Origin of the sequence: Rhodococcus sp. PD04 (genome assembly GCF_035918275.1) — a bacterium.
Taxonomy (GTDB): Bacteria; Actinomycetota; Actinomycetes; order Mycobacteriales; family Mycobacteriaceae; genus Rhodococcus; species Rhodococcus rhodochrous.
Genome location: NZ_CP142143.1, coordinates 5,118,635 through 5,134,329, shown reverse-complemented (window position 1 = coordinate 5,134,329; position 15,695 = coordinate 5,118,635). Strand labels below are relative to the sequence as shown.

Below are 15,695 nucleotides of genomic sequence, written 5' to 3'. Positions count from 1 at the left end.
TGCGGTGGAAGGCGATTCGAAAGAATCGGTTCGGGCGCGGTTCCGGATGCAGCCGTTCCGGAACCGCGCCGCGAAGATCAGGAGTTCTTCTTCTGTTCCTGCTTGACGAGTCCGCCGCCGATGATCAGACGCTGGATCTCGCTGGTGCCCTCGTACAGACGCAGCAGACGCACGTCGCGGTAGATCCGCTCGACGGTGACCTCACGCATGTACCCGCTGCCGCCGTGGATCTGAACGGCGAGATCGGCGACCTTGCCGACCATCTCGGTGCAGTACAGCTTTGCCACAGACGGCGCGATGCGGCGGTCGGTCTCCTCCACCCACGCTTTGGCGGCGTCGCGCACCAGAGCGCGGCCGGCCATCACACCGGTCTGCTGGTCGGCGATCATCGCCTGTACCAACTGGAAGTTGCCGATCGGGGTGCCGCCCTGGGTCACCGCGGCCGCATAGGCCACCGATTCGTCGAGCGCACGCTGGGCCTGACCGACCGACAGCGCGGCGATGTGCACGCGACCGCGGGCGAGCGAGACCATCGCGGCCTTGTAGCCGACGTCCTCGCTGCCACCGACGAGCGCAGAGTTCGGCACCCGCACCCCGTCGAAGTGCACATCCGCCGTCCAGGCACCCTCCTGGCCCATCTTCGCGTCCTTGTTGCCCACCGTCAGACCCGGGGTGTCGGCGGGAACGAGGAAGACCGCGATGCCGGTACCGTTCTCGTCCGCGGGACGGGTGCGGGCGAAGACGACGAACAGGTTCGCCAACGGCGCATTGGTGATGAAACGCTTCTCACCGGTGATGACCCAGTCGTCACCATCGCGCACGGCCTTGGTGCGCAGACCCGACGGATTCGAGCCCGCACCGGGTTCGGTGAGCGCGAACGAGGCGACGACCTCGCCGGAGGCGATGCCCTCGAGCCACTGCTTCTTCTGCTCGTCGGTGCCGAAGTTCACCAGCACCTGGCCGGCGATGCCGTTGTTGGTACCGAACATCGAGCGCAGCGACAAGGTCGTGTAACCCAGCTCCATCGCCAGTTCCGCGTCCTGCTGCAGGTTCAGGCCGAGACCACCCCACTCCTGCGGGATGGCGTAACCGAACAGACCCATGTCCTTCGCGGCCTGGCGGATGTCCTCGGGAATCGCGTTCGTCTCGGCGATCTCCTGCTCGCGCGGCACGACCACGTTGCGCACGAACGCGCGGGTCTGCGCGAGGATCTCGCGGAAGTCGTCTTCGTCGACCTCGGGGGCCGGGATGGAGAGTGTCATGTCTACAACCTTCGTGCGGCCGCCCGGAGGTGTCCAATACGAATGGCGCCATTCCCGTATAGGCATTGTCGATGGATCGAGGCCGTTCCACGGGCCGGATCGCCGTTATATTCGGAGCATCGACTTGTCTGGGGGCCGTCCCGAGCCCCGCCGAAAGGAATCGTAGATGTCTCTGTTGGAGAACCGCACTGCCGTGATCACCGGTGGCGCTCAGGGAATCGGCTTCGCCATCGCACAGGAGTTCGTCGATGCCGGCGCCCGCGTCGTGATCGGCGACCTCGACCTCGATGCCGCCACCGCCGCCGCCGAGAAGCTCGGTGGCCGCGACGTGGCCCGGGCCGTGCGCGCCAACGTCGTCGAGTCCGCCGACTGGGACACCCTCCTCGCCGAGGCCGTCGACGGTTTCGGTTCGCTCGACGTGGTGGTCAACAACGCCGGTATCACCCGCGACGCGACGATGCGCACGATGACCGAAGAGGACTTCGACCTGGTCATCTCGGTGCACCTCAAGGGCACCTGGCACGGCACCCGCAAGGCCGCCGCGATCATGCGTGAGGCCAAGCGCGGCGCGATCGTCAACATCTCCTCGCTGTCCGGCAAGGTCGGCATGGTCGGCCAGACCAACTACTCCGCCGCCAAGGCAGGCATCGTCGGTCTGACCAAGGCCGCCGCCAAGGAGATGGCGCACCACGGCGTCCGCGTCAACGCGATCCAGCCCGGCCTGATCCGTTCGGCGATGACCGAGGCCATGCCGCAGAAGGCATGGGACCAGAAGATGAGCGAGATCCCCATGGGCCGCCCCGGCGAGGTCGACGAGATCGCCTCCGTCGCACTGTTCCTCGCGTCCGACATGTCCTCCTACATGACCGGCACCGTCCTCGAGGTCACCGGCGGCCGCTTCATGTGACGGTCCACCCGTCACCTCACTCTCTTCCCGAAAGGTCATCATGCGCGAAGTTGTCATCTGCGAGCCGGTCCGTACTCCGATCGGTCGCTACGGCGGAATGTTCAAGTCCCTCACCGCAGTCGATCTCGGTGTCGCGGCACTGAAGGGTCTGCTCGAGCGCACCGGTGTTGCGCCCGAACAGGTTCAGGACGTCATCCTCGGCCACTGCAACGGCAACAGCGAGGCGCCGGCCATCGGTCGCGTCGTCGCGCTCGACGCCGGTCTGCCGATCACGGTGCCCGGCATGCACATCGACCGCCGCTGCGGTTCGGGCCTGCAGGCCGTCATCCAGGCCGCCTTCCAGGTCGGTAACGGTGATCACGATCTCGTCGTCGCCGGTGGTACCGAGTCGATGAGCAACGCGGCGTTCTACTCCACCGACATCCGCTGGGGCGGTGCCCGCACCGGCGTGCAGATGCACGACGGTCTGGTCCGCGCCCGCTCGACCGCCGGGGGCCGCTTCTACCCGGTGCCCGGCGGCATGATCGAGACCGCCGAGAACCTGCGTCGTGAGTACTCGATCTCCCGTGACGAGCAGGACGAGCTCGCCCTGAACTCGCACCTGCGTGCCGTCCACGCCCAGAAGAACGGGATCCTCGCCGAGGAGATCATCCCCGTCACAGTGAGCAGCCGTAAGGGCGACGAGGTCATCGACACCGACGAGCACCCGCGTCCCGACATCAGCCTGGAGACCCTCGCCAAGCTGAAGCCGATCATGGGCAAGCAGGACCCCGAGGCCACCGTCACCGCCGGCAACGCCAGCGGCCAGAACGACGCCGCGTCCATGGCCATCGTCACCACCCCGGAGAAGGCCGCCGAGCTGGGCCTGACCCCGCTGGTGCGGTTCGTCTCGTGGGGCGTCGCGGGTGTCCAGCCCAAGATCATGGGCATCGGCCCCGTGCCGGCCACCGAGGTCGCCCTCGCCAAGGCGGGCATCACCCTCGCCGACGTCGACCTCATCGAGCTCAACGAGGCGTTCGCCGCGCAGGCCCTCGCCGTGACCCGCGAGTGGAAGTTCGGCAAGGCCGACTTCGAGCGCACCAACGTCCACGGCTCCGGCATCTCGCTCGGCCACCCGGTCGGCGCGACCGGCGGACGCATGCTCGCCACCCTCGCCCGCGAGCTGCACCGTCGCGAGGCCCGCTACGGCCTCGAGACCATGTGCATCGGCGGCGGTCAGGGTCTGGCAGCGATCTTCGAGCGCGTCGCGTAAGCAGACAGCTCCCGGTTCGGGGAGGTTGTGTCCGGTTTTCTCGAAAAACCCGGACACAGCCTCCCCGAACTTCTTTCGTCGCAGGTGACGGCCTGGGGATAACGTCCGAGCTTGTTCACAACCGGCCTCCATGCGGCGTCCGGACGGGAGTCGCGCCGGGCATGCTCGGCGCGTGATCGACTTCGACGAACCGTTCTCGGGACGTGCGGCACTCGCTGCCGGCGTCGTCACGCGGCATCGACTCGCACACGACTTCGTCCATCTCCACCGCGACGTCTACATCCGACGGGGAATCCCGGCGACGCCGCTGCTGCGTGCGAAGGCGGCATGGTTGTGGTCGCAGGGCCGCGGCGTCCTCGCGGGAGTCTCCGCCGCTGCCGTGCACGGCACCCGGTGGCTCGACCCGGATGCGGCGGCCGAACTCGTCCGCTCCGATCATGTCCGATCGGTGCCGGGCATCTCGGTCCGCCGCGCCCCGAAGCTCGACACCTGCGTGGTCGACGGGATGGTCGCGACCACACCGGCGCAGACGGCCTTCGATCTCGCCCGACGAATGCCGCTCGACCGCGCCGTCGAAACGATCGACGCACTCTGCAACGCGACCGGCCTGAAGGTGCGTGAGATCGAGGAACTGACGACGAGGAGCAAGGGCGCACACGGCATCGGTGCCGTGCCGCGGGTGCTCGCCCTCGTCGACGGTGGAGCTGCGTCACCGCCCGAGACCCACACGCGTCTGCTCCTCGTCCGTGCCGGTCTCCCGCCGCCGGAGACCCAGATCGAGATCTTCGTCGGCGACGCGTTCGTGGCGCGAGCCGACATGGGATGGAAGCAGTGGCGGGTCCTCGTGGAGTACGACGGCGTGCAGCACTGGACCGACCCCACCCAGCGCACCCGCGACATCGACCGGTACGCGGTGCTGCCCGAACTGGGGTGGACGGTCATCCGGGTCGGTGCCGACCTCCTCTACCGGCGGCCCGACGTCTTCGTCGAACGGGTGCGTCGTGCTCTGGGAGCGGCCGGTGCGCCCGTCTGAGCAGGACTTCGGGGAGGTTGCGTGCGTGTTTTTCGAGAAACGCGACCACAACCTCCCCGAAGTTCCGAAGGCAACGCTATTCGGTGCGGAGGAGATAGAAGCGGAAGAAGCCGAAGTCCTCGATGGGGAGCACGTCGACCCCGGTGAAACCGGCGTCGAGGGCGTAGCGACGCAGGGTCGCGGGACGCATGACGGTGCCCGTCCCGGCGCTCGGTGAGTGGCTCATACCGTCGGGGAGGCAGATGGTGAGGCTGTAGCCGTACATGAGCCGTTCGACGTCGTCGCCGGGCGCGGTGAAGGTGTCGGCGACCGCTTCGTCCATGACGATCATGAACCCGCCGGGTGCGAGCGAACGGCGTACGGCGGCCAGCACTTCGACCGGTCGGGGCATGTCGTGGACGCACTCGAACGCGAAGGCCGCCTGGAAGTTTCCACCGGGCAGTTCGGACGCGTCGCACTGCGTGAACGTGACGCGTTGCGCCACATCGGCATTCTCCGCGAGGTTCGACCGGGCCATCTCCACCGACGGGGCGTCGATGTCGAAGCCGTGCACCTTCGCATCCGGATAGGTGCGCGCGATCGTGATCGTCGACCATCCCCCGCCGCAGCCGATATCGGCGATCTGCGCGCCCGGCTTCCCGAGCACCCGGTCGACCTCCGGTACCGACCGCAGAGCATCGGGCAGCGCCTTCTCGAACAGCGGCCTGTTCGCGTCGGCCTGCGACTCGCACACGTCGCGGCCGAACCGGCTCCAACTCACGCCGCCACCGTTGCGGTACGCCTCGAGCAGACCGGGAAGCTGCATCGTCGCGCCGACGATCATCCGGGCGAGCGGCGCCATGTACGCCAGGCTGTGCGGATCGGTGAGTACCTCGCGACCGGCCGCAGACAGCGTGAAGCGTGGGGGATCGCCGTCGTCGACGTCGAGCAGACCGCTCACGGCCTGCTGCTCGAGCCACTCGCGGGTGTACCGCGGGTGGGTTCCGGTGCGTTCGGCCAGTTCGTCGGCCGTCGCAGGTCCGTCGTCGGCGAGGCTTCGGTACCAGCCGAGACGGTCGCCGATCAGGATCGCGAGGGTGTCCATGGTGCCGAGGACGGAATCGAGGACGCGCTGCGCGTACGCGTCGACGGAATCGAGGTGGACGGAGGAAGTCGTCGAGGTGGACATACGGATCATCTCCCGAGGAGAAGTGGATGTCGTCCCCACCATCGTCGCCCCCGGATCCCCGGATGTCACCGTTGCGTCGGGAGTTGCTCCTCCGCGCCGGACTCCTCGGACGACCGCACGAAGTCGACGAAGGCGCGACCGGCCTTCGACAGCGAGGCCGGGTCGAACACCAGTCCGTACGACTGCGCGAAGGTCGGCTCGCACGGGCGGACCACCGCGACGTCCTGCGCCGATTCGGCGAGGGACCGTTCGACGAACGATCCGCCCAGTCCGGCGAGCACCATCGGCAGGCGGGCCTCGCGATGGTCGGTGAGCACGGAGATGGGGCGGCGCACCTCGGCCTGTCGCATCGCGTAGTCGATCGCGTCGCTCACGGAGCCACCACCGCGCGGCACGAAGACCATCGGGATGTCGGGGAGCTCGGCCAAGGACAGCGGCCCGGGCGGCAGGTCGGTGCCGGGGGGATAGGCGAGCCAGTACTCGGTCTGTCCGAGTTCGATGATCTCGAGCCCCACCTCGTCCTCGACCGGCAGGTGGGTGACGACGAACTCGCAGTGGCCGTCGTGGATGACCGACGCGGTGAACTCCTCCGCACGCAGATCACCGAGCCGCGCGGTGACCTTGGGATGGAGGCGGCGGAACTCGGAGACCAGGTCGACGATCGGGCCGGTCGCCAGGGCGGGGAAGACCATCAGATCCAGGCGACCCGTCACCTCGGTCGTCGACACGGTGAGCAGCTCCTCGACCGCGTTCACATCGCGGAGGATCTGCCGGCTCGGACCGATCAGCGCCTTGCCCGCCGCGGTGAGCACCATGCCGCGCCCGATGCGGTGGAACAGCTGCACGCCCAGCTCGCGCTCGAGGCTGCGCAGCGCCTGGGAGACGGTGGGCTGGGCGACGCCGAGCTCGGCGGCCGCGCCGTTGATGCCGTCGTTCTCCACGACGGCGAGGAAGTATTCGACCTGACGGAACTCCATGTCGTCACGCTTCCCAGGGGGTGCCGGTGGTGGTCGCCACGAATGCGGCGGCAGCGGGGGACAGATCGCCGGGTCGCATCACCAACCCGACGGGACGTCGGAACGGCGGGTCCAGCGGCCGGACGACCGCACCGGGGATCTGTTTCTCGGCGACGCGACGCGGCACGATCGTCCCGGCGGTGCCACGCTCGACGAACTGCCAAAGGGCTGCCTGGTTGGCGCAGTCGACGACGACGTTCTGATCGCCGAGCAGTTCACCGGTGCGTGCGGCGCTCGCGCGGGAGCCGAGGTCGAGGACCAGCGGGAAGTCGCGGACCTGGGCCCGGGTGACGGGGTCGGGCACGTCGGCGGCGAGGTCGGGGTGCACGGCGAGCACCATCTCCTGCTCGAGGACCGGAACGGTGATCATGCCGGCGTGCTCGACGGACAGGTCGGTGATGCCGATCTCCGCTTCGCCGCGACGCAGCGCCGCGTGGACTCCGGGAGGGCCTTCGGCGTCGTTCACCCGCACGGTCAGGTTGGGGTAGCGCCGACGGAAGCGCTGGACGAACTCGATGACGGGGTGGATCGAGAACGTCGCGAAGGTGACGATCTCGACACGACCGGCCTCGAGATCGCGCACCGCCGCGACCTTCTGTTTCGCCCGCTCGACGTCGGCCAGGATGCGGCGTGCGGCGACCTCGAGGACACGACCGTCCTCGGTGAGGGTGAGCCGTCGGCCGGTGCGATCGAACAGGGTCGTGTCGAGGCGGCGTTCGAGGGTGCGGATGGCCTGCGACAACGACGGCTGCGAAATGTAAAGTGCCTGAGCAGCTTTCGTGATCCCGCCGTGGTCGACGACGGCCACGAAATAGGTCACGAGGTGCAAGTCCACCCGATTATCGTAGGTGACGCCCCGAACCGTCCCGCACGTAACCGTCAGGAAGAGGTGTCTACCGGGCGCGGTACCCGCCATCCGCCGGTGAACGACGGCTCGCATTTCTCGACGAATGCACGCATCGCATCGGGGGCGTCGGTGGCGTGGTTGACCGCCTGCGAGCGGGCCTCGTTCTCGAGTGCTTCGCGGAGCGTGAGCGACGAACCCTGCTCGAGCATGCGCGCCGACATGCTCACCGCGACCGGCGGGGCGGCGGCCAGCTGCGCGGCCAGTTCGGCGGCGCGACCGGCGAGGGCGTCGGGCTCGACGAGCTCGGTCACCAGGCCCAGGTCGTACGCTTCCTCGGCGCTCACGATGTCGGCGAGCATGACCAGACGCTTCGCCTGGTGCAATCCCACGAGGCGCGGCAGGATCCACGACCCGCCGAAGTCGACCGACAGTCCGCGCCGCGCGAAGATCTGACTGAACTTCGCGGTGCGGGAGGCGACAACCACGTCGCACAGCAGCGCCATGTTCCATCCGGCGCCCACCGCATACCCCTCGACCTGCGCGATCAGCGGCTTCGAGAACTCCGCGACGGCGAGCGCCGTCGCGTTGATCTCCCGCATGCGGTCGAGGGGATGGGTGGAGTCGCGCCGCTCCATGTCGGCACCGGTGCAGAAGTCGCCACCGGCGCCGGTGAGGATCACGGCGCGGACGGAGTCGTCGTGCTGGAGCGCACCGAACGTCTCACGCAACGACCGCCATGCTTCGACCGTCATCGCGTTCTTGCGCTCCGGTCGGCTCAGCGTGATCGTGGCGACCGAGCCGTCCTGCGCGACCAGCACGTCCGACATTCCTACTCGCCCTTCCAGACCGGTGCGCGCTTCTCGGCGAACGCCCGGGCGCCTTCCTTGGCGTCGGCCGACGCGAAGACCGGGTCGATGAACTTGCGCTGCGCGACGAAGGCGTCGGGGTCGGTGTAGTTGGCGGCCATCGCGACGACCTGCTTGGTGGCCATGACGGCGAGGGGGCCGTTCGCCGCGACGCGGGCAGCGAGTTCCTTTGCCACGGTGAGTGCTTCACCGGGCTCGGTGACGCGGTTGACCAGGCCGTGCTGGTGGGCGACCTCGGCGGTGAGCGGGTCACCGGTGATGGCCAGCTCCATCGCGAGCGGGTAGGGGAGGATCTTCGGCAGGCGCAGCAGGCCGCCGGCCGCCGCGGCGAGTCCGCGCTTGACCTCGGGGATACCGAACTTCGCTTCGCGCGACGCGACGATCAGGTCGGCGGACAGGGCGAGCTCGCATCCACCGGCCAGGGCCCAGCCCTCGACGGCGGCGATGAGCGGCTTGCTCGGCGGTGCCTCGGTGAGGCCACCGAAACCGCGGCCGGGGATCGACGGGCGCTCCCCGCGTGCGAACGCCTTCAGATCCATTCCAGCGCAGAACGTTCCGCCGGCACCGGTGAGGATGCCGATGGTCAGGTCGGGGCGTGCCTCGAACTCGTCGATGGCCGCGGCCAGCGCCTCCGAGACCTCCAGGTTCACGGCGTTCTTGGCCTCGGGGCGGTTGAGGGTGAACACCGCGACGCCGTCGGCGAATTCGGTGAGGACAACGCTCATGTCAGTTTTCCTTCGTATGGGTCGGAGCGGAGAGAGTCCAGCGGGCGGGAGTTCCACCGTCGGAACGGATGTCGCCTCGATCGGCGAGAACGAGCAGATGGGCCTGGGTCTCGCGGACGGCGAGTCGCTGCAGCCGGGGATCCATCACGTCGATAGGACGCGACCACGTGACGCGGGTCGTGATCTCCCACGCCGTCGACTCGGGCCGGGACGCGACGGCATCGCGGATCTCGTCGAGACGGACCTCGTGGTGGTCCATGAGTTGGCGTGCGCGTTCGGTGACTCCGCGGAACCGGTACTCGTGGGCGGGCAGCACCTCGCAGTCCGGCAGAGCCGTCGTCGCATGCAGCGACAGCAGGTAGCGGTGCAGCGGGTCGCCCAGTTCGCCGGGGCCCGAGGAGATGTTGGGGCTGATGCGCGGGAGTATGTGGTCGCCGCTGAACAGCAGGTCGCGGTCGCGGTCGACGAAGGCGAGGTGCCCGGGCGTGTGGCCGGGGGTCCACACCGCTTCGATGTTCCACCCGGGAAGATCGAGTCGATCGCCATGAGCGAGAACGACATCGGCGCTCTCACCCCGGGGGAAGCGGACGAGTTCGAAGCGGGCGGCCTCGACGACCTCGGGCGGTGCGCCGAGTCCGGTGAGGTCCACGCGCCATGCTTCCTTGTCGGCTGCGACGTCCTCCGGGGTGAAGTGTCCGAGCGCGGCGGCGTCGGCGGCGTGCATCGCGATGACGGCGCCGGTCGTCTCCTTCAGACGCGGTGCCAGACCGAAATGGTCGGGGTGCAGGTGGGTGATCGCCGCGTAGCGCACGTCGGTGATGTGGTGGCCGGTCGAGGCGACGCCGGCGACGAGGGCGTCCCACGACTCCTCGGTGTCCATACCGAGATCGATCAGAGCGAGACCGTCGTCGAGCGCGAGCGCGAGCGCGTATGAGAGTACGTACCGCAGCGGGTTCTTCGGCATCGGGACCGGGATCGACCACAACCCCGGACGCACCTCTTCGACGGGCGGCAACACTCCGGCGGCCCATGCTTCGCGCTGGACGGTACCGAGGTCCTCGGTGACGATCATGGTGTCGTTCCCTCCTGCACGGGAGCGAACTCGTTGCGCAGGGTGCGCTTGAGGATCTTTCCGCTCGCGTTGCGGGGCAGTTCGTCGACGAAGTGGATGTGCCGGGGCTTCTTGTAGGACGCGAGTCGCTCCACCGTGAACTGCAGGAGTTCGTCCTCGGTCGGGCGGGATGCGCCCGGTGCCACCCGCACGACGGCGGTGACGGCCTCGCCCCAACGGTCGTCGGGCACACCGACCACGGCGACCTCGGCGACGGCCGGATGTTCGGACAGAACGGATTCGACCTCGATCGGGTAGACGTTCTCGCCACCCGAGATGATCATGTCCTTCACGCGGTCGGTGACGAACAGGTAACCGTCGGAGTCGATGTGCCCGGCGTCGCCGGTGCGCAGGAAACCGTCGGCCGTGAACAGGGCGGCGTTCTCGGCGTCGCGTCGCCAGTAACCCGACGTGTTGTTGCGCGACCGGCAGACGATCTCACCGGTCTGCCCACCGGGAAGCGGTTCGCCCGTGGCGATGTCGCGGATGTCGACCTCGACACCGGGGAGCGGGCTGCCGGCCGAACGCAACAGATAGGAGCGGGACCCGTGCGGGTCGTGGTCGTCGGCACGCAGAGCCGTGAGGGCGCCCATCGTCTCGGTCATGCCGTAGCGCTGCACGAAACGGCAGCCGAGCGTGTCCATGGCGCGGGCGAGCTGGGTGGGCGTGATGGGGGAGGCGCCGTAGGCGACCAGACGCAGCGTCGACAGGTCGTAGTCCGACAGGTCGGGCATCTCCACGAGCATGTTGATCACCGACGGCACGAGGAATGCGTGGGTGATGCCGTGCTCGGAGATGGCGGCCGCCACCAGGTTCGGGCGCATCTCACCGAGCAACACCAGGTGCAGACCCGCCGACAGGGTCGTGCTCATCCAGCCGGCGCCGGCGATGTGGAACAGGGGCAGCGCGTCGAGGGACACCGAGTCCTCGGTGAACTCGTACAGCGCGAAGTTCCGCGGCTCGTTGAACAGGTTGTGATGCGTGGCCACAACACCTTTGGGACGACCGGTGGTGCCCGAGGTGTAGAGCTGCAGCACCTCGGTCCGCGGGTCGTCGCCGAAGCCGGGGTCGATGTCGTCACCGGAGGCGACGAAGTCGTCCCACGACCGTGCACCGGGAACGGTGGAGGCGTCGCCGACCACGACGATCTGTACGGCGGGCAGGACTGCGGCGGCAGCGCGGGCCGATGCGGCGAACTCGTCCTCGACGATGAGGACGTCGAGCTGCGCGTCGTCGGCGATGTCGGCGATCTCGCCCGGGTTCAGGCGCCAGTTGAGGGGGGTGAAGACCAGCCCGGCCTTGGCGCAGCCGACGAACGAGGACGCACCGGGCAGGCCCATGCGCAGCAGGGCGCCGATGCGCTTGGACGTCGCCGGAACGGTCACGAGCGCCGAGGCGACCCGGTTGGTGAGCGCGTCGAACTCGGAGTAGGTGAGTGTGGTTCCGCCGGAGCTGACCGCCGCACGATCCGGATGTTCGACTGCCAGCTGCCGGATTCGGTTGGGAAGGTGCAACTCGCTCACATCACGCTCCTGATCGACACGGCCGACGCGCGGACATGCCGTCCACGCCGTTCCAGTCGATCACGATCGTGACTGCTGCCACAAAGACCTGCAGCCGTACGCAACGTTAGGGCAAACCTATGGGCGCATATCGAGTCCGACGTCGTGTGCGAAATCCCCGACGGGTCTCGCACACGACGTCGGTCTCGATGCGATCGATCAGTCGATCTGCAGTTCACCCATCCGGCCCCACTCGGTGCCCGGAATCTCCGTGTTGAGGATGCGCGGGGTCTCGACCAGCGCCGGTCGCATCGCGTCGAGTCCCTTGCGGAAGTGATCGGACTTCACGTGCTCGGCTCCGGCGTCCCCGTCGCGGAACGCCTCGACGAGAACGAACTCGGACGGATCGTCCACGCTGCGAGACCAGTCGAACCACAGGTTCCCCGGTTCGCTGCGAGTCGCCTCGGTGAACTCCGCGGTGGTCTCGAGCCAGCTGTCCTGGTACTCGGGCTTCACCTTGAAACGGACCACGATGAAGATCATCTTGCCTCCGGTCGGTAGATGTTGGAGGGACGGATCGTGCCTTCGTCGAACATATCGCCGTACTCGCCGGTGAGGGCGCCGAATCCGTGACCGAGCGGCAGACCTCCGCGAGGCGGTCACGACACGTCAGCGACGTTCCGTCAGTCGCTCGTAGGATGCCCGCCACACCCATTCGACCGGTCCCTGACGGAATCGGCCGAGCCACCAACGGGATCCGACGACCATCACCGCTCCCACGGTGATGTACACGGCGATCGTGAACGGGACCCGCATGTCGGGGTCCACGGCCTTCGCCAGGCCGAGTCCCCAGTCGTAGCAGAGCACCGACGCGACGATGTTCTGCAGGATGTAGCAGCTCAGGGCGGTGCGCCCGATGCGTTCACAGGCAGTGCCGACCGTGCCGGTCGTGGACCTGTCGATGTAGAAGTGGGCGATCCACGCCAACAGTCCGAGGGCGACGAACGGGGCAATGCCGTAGCGCGCTGCGAATACACCTGCGGCACCGCCGAACAGACCCACGGCGAGGTCGAGCGGTGCTGCGATCGCCCCGATCACCATGAGCCGTCGGCGCAGCACCGCGCCTCTGCTGTCGAACAGACCGGCCGAATACAGGGCGGCGCCGGTCAGGAACAGCGCGACCGTCATCGGGATCACGAAGATTACTTCGGCACGGAACGCTACGGCGTTGTCCACGCGGAAGACGACCATGTCCCACCAGGTGGCGGTGGTCAGCTCGGGGGTCTCCGGATTCGACGGTGAACCGGCGAGTGCCACGACGAGCGCGGTCACGGCCAGCGCGTGCACGGCGACGGCGGTCCCCGCGACCCACAGCCGCACACGACGGGAGGAGATCACCAGTCCGCACACGATCATGGATGTCAGCGCGTATCCCATGAGGATGTCGAACTCGGCGACGAGCAGGTAGTGCGCGAGCCCGTCGACGAGGAGCAGGGCGGCGCGTACACGGTAACCGCCGGGCCACGGCCGCCCCGCTCGCTGCGCGGACGCCGCCTGCACGGCCAGGCCGATCCCGAACATCAGGGTGAGCAACCCGAGGAACTTTCCCTGCGCGAGTTGCATGAGGATGCGCTGCGGCCACGGATCGGTGCCGATCGAGTCGAGATAGCCGACGAAGCCGGCGGGGTCGGTGAAGATCCAGACATTGGCGGCGAACGTGCCGAGGATGGCGATCCCCCGGGCCACGTCGAGTGCGAGGATTCGTTGCTGTCGCGTGGTCGAACCGGTGACCGTCATGATCCTCACCATGCGACGCGGAGGGTGCGGTGCGCGTCGGCCGACCGGGGGATCACGGGTCCTCCATGCGGGTGACCCGGGGTTCGGTGCTCTCCCCGAGAACAGACATCGGCCAGGAGAACAGAGCAAGAACTGTCGGGTCCGGCCAGTGCCGATGATGTGAACATGGAGTCATGCACGAAACCCCCACCGAACTCGCCGAACTCCAGGAGCTCCTCGACACGTCGCTGTCCCGGTCCACATCCCACCTGAGGTCGATCGTCGACGCGTCGCGGACCCTCACAGCCGAGCAACTCGTCCAGGTGCTCACGGGCATGTGCGTCCTCTCGCTGGCGACGGTCACCGCCGGCGGAGAACCGCGCATCAGCGCTGTGGACGGACACTTCCTGCACGGCAAGTGGTATTTCGGCACGGCCCCCACCGCCGCCAAGGCCCGGCATCTCGCCGCCCGTCCCGCGGTCAGCACGGCGCACATGCGCGGGGAGGATCTCGGAGTGTTCACGCACGGGCGCGTGGAGATCCTCAACCCGCGCGGGGGTGAGCCGGCCGACGACTGGCCCGAGCTGCTCGCCTACCTGCAGTCGTTCTACGGAGGGGACGCCTTCGACTGGGACGAGGAGGTGGTCTACTACCGCCTGGAACCGCACTGGATGACGGTGTACGCACCCGATTTCACGAGACTCGTCGATCGGCGCTGACCCCGTCGTCGGAAGGGACGATCACTCCGGAAGCGAACTCCCACCCAGCGCGCCGCGCAGATGCTCGGTCTCGGCGGGCAGGCTGTCGGGAACGAACGTCCAGCGGGCTCCCGTCCAAGGATCGGCCAGCTCCCCGTCGACGGGGAGCTTCTGCGCCTCGTCCCACAGGATCTGCGCGACCCGATCGTCCGGTGGATCTCCCGCGAGGACGACCGAGACCCGGCCGGCACTGCCGGTACGCGCGATCCGGACGATTTCGAGCAGGTCGTCGTGGTCGTAGCCGTAGGGGAAACCGGCGAGGACCAGCAACACGGGTGACGCGGTGTCCGCGTCGACCTGCCGGGCGAGCGCGTCGAGCTCCGCCGCGTCGGCCAGCCCCCGGAGTTTGGCGGGGACCTGCGACCGCTCGTGGACGGGCGGTCCGGCGAGTCGCGCTGCGGTGAGGGGCTCGAGTGCGGGTAGCGTCCGCCCGGGATCGACGAGGTGCAGCAGTGTGTCGGGCCGGGCCGTGAGCAGCCGCACGACCACGGACGACACGACGGGACCGAGTTCGGCCGGATCACCGTCGATCCACAACGGTCGCGTGAGCGGCGCCGGCAGAAACAGGGGGATGCGCAGCGGCCCCAGATCGGGAGCTGTCACCTCACCCACCCGCACGCCGTCGCTCGGCAGGTGCAGATACATCCAGGCCGGGGAGATCCAGGACGCGAGTGCGGGCGGCAACGTCGCGTCGACGGTGAGCAGCTCGGCGGCGAGCACGGCACTGTCGTCGCGGTAGCGGGCCTCGGCGACACCGACGAGCTCGTCGTAGCGCTGCTGCGCACGTGCCCGGGCACGATCGGCTCCGGGACCCATACGGCGGGCGCGGTCGGCCACCGCTGCCGAGAGTTCGTCGTCGAAGCGGTGTTGCGCGAACTCCACACTCGACGTGTACGCGGCGGCCGATCGGGCGGCGTCCTCGAAGATCCGCCACAGCACTTCGAGAGGGGACAGTCCGATGACCGGGCCGGGCCCGGGGGCGGCTACCTCCTCCGTGTCGGAGGGGGACTCGACGTCAACTCCGTGCGCGGTGAACATCTCGGCGAGGCCACCGGCATATCCCCGACCGAGGGCGCGGATCTTCCATTCGCCGTGGCGACGGTAGAGCTCCCAGCACAGCACCGCCGTCTCGGTACCGACCACCGGTTCCACGTGAAACGACGCGAGGACGGTGCCCGCCGCGTCGGACAGCGAGGTCGACACCGCTGCGGGGCGCTCGCAACCCACCGCGCACAACACGCGTGCGCCGGGACGGACCGCGTCGACGTCGACGACGATCACCTCACCCTCGAGCCGAACGCCTGCCGTCGCCGGTTGGTTGTAGAACACGACGTCGTCGGAGGACGCCACCTGCAGGCCGTCGTCCACGACGAACGCGCACACGTCCAGCGGGACGGATGCGGTCGCCGTGAAACGGACGGCGCGGGTCGGCAGCGGGGCGTTGCGTCCCGCTGTGAAGAGTTCGCCCACCG

Annotated in this window: 15 protein-coding genes; 4 read left to right on the top strand and 11 right to left on the bottom strand. The window is 68.5% G+C overall.

The genetic code is table 11. From position 1 onward, the window contains the following. Nucleotides 1-77 precede the first annotated feature (77 nt). A complete protein-coding gene (locus U9J23_RS23570) occupies nt 78-1,262 on the bottom strand; it encodes an acyl-CoA dehydrogenase family protein (RefSeq protein ID WP_258260076.1) in 1,185 nt (394 codons plus the stop codon). 166 nt (nt 1,263-1,428) lie between these two features. On the opposite strand from U9J23_RS23570, the gene fabG reads away from it, so the two are divergent. The 3 genes from fabG to U9J23_RS23555 all read left to right on the top strand — a co-directional run bounded on the left by fabG (nt 1,429) and on the right by U9J23_RS23555 (nt 4,454). Continuing rightward, a complete protein-coding gene (gene fabG, locus U9J23_RS23565; protein ID WP_059384417.1) occupies nt 1,429-2,169 on the top strand; it encodes a 3-oxoacyl-ACP reductase FabG in 741 nt (246 codons plus the stop codon). A gap of 40 nt (nt 2,170-2,209) precedes the next feature. Continuing rightward, on the top strand, nt 2,210-3,421 hold the full coding sequence (locus U9J23_RS23560) for an acetyl-CoA C-acetyltransferase (protein ID WP_016695802.1): 1,212 nt from the start codon (nt 2,210-2,212) through the stop codon (nt 3,419-3,421). A gap of 172 nt (nt 3,422-3,593) precedes the next feature. Continuing rightward, nucleotides 3,594-4,454, top strand: a complete 861-nt coding sequence (locus tag U9J23_RS23555) for an endonuclease domain-containing protein (RefSeq protein WP_272266106.1) — start codon at nt 3,594-3,596, stop codon at nt 4,452-4,454. Between the two features lie 76 nt (nt 4,455-4,530). Here the strand turns inward: U9J23_RS23555 and U9J23_RS23550 are convergent, their stop codons facing one another. The 9 genes from U9J23_RS23550 to U9J23_RS23510 all read right to left on the bottom strand — a co-directional run bounded on the left by U9J23_RS23550 (nt 4,531) and on the right by U9J23_RS23510 (nt 13,498). After that, a complete protein-coding gene (locus U9J23_RS23550) occupies nt 4,531-5,631 on the bottom strand; it encodes a methyltransferase domain-containing protein (protein ID WP_272266104.1) in 1,101 nt (366 codons plus the stop codon). A gap of 56 nt (nt 5,632-5,687) precedes the next feature. Further along, nucleotides 5,688-6,599, bottom strand: coding sequence for a LysR family transcriptional regulator (locus tag U9J23_RS23545; protein WP_059384420.1), 912 nt, complete (start codon nt 6,597-6,599; stop codon nt 5,688-5,690). 4 nt (nt 6,600-6,603) lie between these two features. Continuing rightward, nucleotides 6,604-7,473: a LysR family transcriptional regulator gene (locus U9J23_RS23540; protein ID WP_085468573.1), complete on the bottom strand. Its 870-nt coding sequence runs from the start codon at nt 7,471-7,473 to the stop codon at nt 6,604-6,606. A gap of 44 nt (nt 7,474-7,517) precedes the next feature. After that, on the bottom strand, nt 7,518-8,312 hold the full coding sequence (locus tag U9J23_RS23535; protein ID WP_272266102.1) for an enoyl-CoA hydratase/isomerase family protein: 795 nt from the start codon (nt 8,310-8,312) through the stop codon (nt 7,518-7,520). Between the two features lie 2 nt (nt 8,313-8,314). Further along, a complete protein-coding gene (locus U9J23_RS23530; protein ID WP_326600815.1) occupies nt 8,315-9,076 on the bottom strand; it encodes a crotonase/enoyl-CoA hydratase family protein in 762 nt (253 codons plus the stop codon). A gap of 1 nt (nt 9,077) precedes the next feature. Then, nucleotides 9,078-10,148 (bottom strand): MBL fold metallo-hydrolase, encoded by a 1,071-nt coding sequence (locus U9J23_RS23525; protein ID WP_326600813.1) that lies wholly within the window; start codon nt 10,146-10,148, stop codon nt 9,078-9,080. Next, on the bottom strand, nt 10,145-11,710 hold the full coding sequence (locus U9J23_RS23520; RefSeq protein ID WP_106200991.1) for a long-chain-fatty-acid--CoA ligase: 1,566 nt from the start codon (nt 11,708-11,710) through the stop codon (nt 10,145-10,147). The genes U9J23_RS23525 and U9J23_RS23520 overlap by 4 nt, the downstream gene beginning before the upstream one ends. A gap of 198 nt (nt 11,711-11,908) precedes the next feature. Next, complete coding sequence (locus tag U9J23_RS23515; RefSeq protein ID WP_145690499.1) at nt 11,909-12,232, bottom strand: putative quinol monooxygenase; 324 nt, start codon at nt 12,230-12,232, stop codon at nt 11,909-11,911. Nucleotides 12,233-12,358: 126 nt separating this feature from the next. Then, nucleotides 12,359-13,498 (bottom strand): DUF418 domain-containing protein, encoded by a 1,140-nt coding sequence (locus tag U9J23_RS23510; RefSeq protein ID WP_272266095.1) that lies wholly within the window; start codon nt 13,496-13,498, stop codon nt 12,359-12,361. Between the two features lie 161 nt (nt 13,499-13,659). Here U9J23_RS23510 and U9J23_RS23505 point away from each other — a divergent pair, with 161 nt between their 5' ends. Further along, complete coding sequence (locus U9J23_RS23505; protein ID WP_272266093.1) at nt 13,660-14,184, top strand: pyridoxamine 5'-phosphate oxidase family protein; 525 nt, start codon at nt 13,660-13,662, stop codon at nt 14,182-14,184. Between the two features lie 21 nt (nt 14,185-14,205). Here U9J23_RS23505 and U9J23_RS23500 read toward each other — a convergent pair whose 3' ends face one another. Beyond that, on the bottom strand, nt 14,206-15,693 hold the full coding sequence (locus tag U9J23_RS23500) for a TerD family protein (protein ID WP_326600806.1): 1,488 nt from the start codon (nt 15,691-15,693) through the stop codon (nt 14,206-14,208). Nucleotides 15,694-15,695 lie beyond the last annotated feature (2 nt).

What these genes read in the sequence shown, in the direction of transcription:
- U9J23_RS23560 (WP_016695802.1), top strand. Translation starts at nt 2,210, where the DNA reads ATGCGCGAAGTTGTCATCTGCGAGCCGGTCCGTACTCCGATCGGTCGC.
- U9J23_RS23515 (WP_145690499.1), bottom strand. Translation starts at nt 12,232, where the DNA reads ATGATCTTCATCGTGGTCCGTTTCAAGGTGAAGCCCGAGTACCAGGAC.
- U9J23_RS23535 (WP_272266102.1), bottom strand. Translation starts at nt 8,312, where the DNA reads ATGTCGGACGTGCTGGTCGCGCAGGACGGCTCGGTCGCCACGATCACG.
- U9J23_RS23510 (WP_272266095.1), bottom strand. Translation starts at nt 13,498, where the DNA reads ATGGTGAGGATCATGACGGTCACCGGTTCGACCACGCGACAGCAACGA.
- U9J23_RS23525 (WP_326600813.1), bottom strand. Translation starts at nt 10,148, where the DNA reads ATGATCGTCACCGAGGACCTCGGTACCGTCCAGCGCGAAGCATGGGCC.
- U9J23_RS23530 (WP_326600815.1), bottom strand. Translation starts at nt 9,076, where the DNA reads ATGAGCGTTGTCCTCACCGAATTCGCCGACGGCGTCGCGGTGTTCACC.
- U9J23_RS23505 (WP_272266093.1), top strand. Translation starts at nt 13,660, where the DNA reads ATGCACGAAACCCCCACCGAACTCGCCGAACTCCAGGAGCTCCTCGAC.
- U9J23_RS23545 (WP_059384420.1), bottom strand. Translation starts at nt 6,599, where the DNA reads ATGGAGTTCCGTCAGGTCGAATACTTCCTCGCCGTCGTGGAGAACGAC.
- fabG (WP_059384417.1), top strand. Translation starts at nt 1,429, where the DNA reads ATGTCTCTGTTGGAGAACCGCACTGCCGTGATCACCGGTGGCGCTCAG.
- U9J23_RS23570 (WP_258260076.1), bottom strand. Translation starts at nt 1,262, where the DNA reads ATGACACTCTCCATCCCGGCCCCCGAGGTCGACGAAGACGACTTCCGC.
- U9J23_RS23550 (WP_272266104.1), bottom strand. Translation starts at nt 5,631, where the DNA reads ATGATCCGTATGTCCACCTCGACGACTTCCTCCGTCCACCTCGATTCC.